This is a genomic window from Luedemannella flava (assembly GCF_039528515.1).
Taxonomy (GTDB): domain Bacteria; phylum Actinomycetota; class Actinomycetes; order Mycobacteriales; family Micromonosporaceae; genus Luedemannella; species Luedemannella flava.
The window spans coordinates 1-525 of record NZ_BAAALT010000132.1; the positions used below are offsets into that span (position 1 = coordinate 1).

1 tRNA gene and 1 rRNA gene are annotated in these 525 nt (G+C 56.1%); both read left to right on the top strand.

Going from position 1 to position 525, the window contains the following annotated elements:
* The first annotated feature begins 92 nt into the window (after nucleotides 1–92).
* Nucleotides 93–173: transfer RNA gene (locus tag ABD211_RS20825), tRNA-Ala, on the top strand.
* Nucleotides 174–262: 89 nt separating this feature from the next.
* A 23S ribosomal RNA gene (locus ABD211_RS20830) occupies nucleotides 263–525 on the top strand; the annotation flags it as partial.

Sequence of the window (525 nt, forward strand, 5' to 3'; positions counted from 1 at the left end):
CCGCGTTATGTCGTGACTCGCATAGCAGGCTATGCGTCGCCACAACATGCCTTGTCCTGAATAAAATTGCCCATGTCACGTGGGAATCAGAGGGGCCTTAGCTCAGCTGGGAGAGCGCCTGCCTTGCACGCAGGAGGTCAGCGNACAATGTGAATCATGCTGACAAAGGCCCTTTCCGAGAGGAAGGGGCACGAGATATGTCTCAAGCGTATCCGGCAATTGTCAAACTGTCATCGCGGATCCAGACCCCTTGGGGTTATATGGTCAAGCGATGAAGCGCACACGGTGGATGCCTAGGCAGCCAGAGGCGATGAAAGACGTGGAAGCCTGCGATAAGGCTCGGCGAGGTGGCAAACGACCTGTGACCCGGGCATTTCTGAATGGGGAAACCCACCCTGCATCAGCAGGGTATCCCACACTGAATCCATAGGTGTTGGGAGGCGAACCGGGGGAACTGAAACATCTAAGTACCCCGAGGAAAAGAAATCAACCGAGATTCCCCCAGTAGCGGCGAGCGAACGGGGA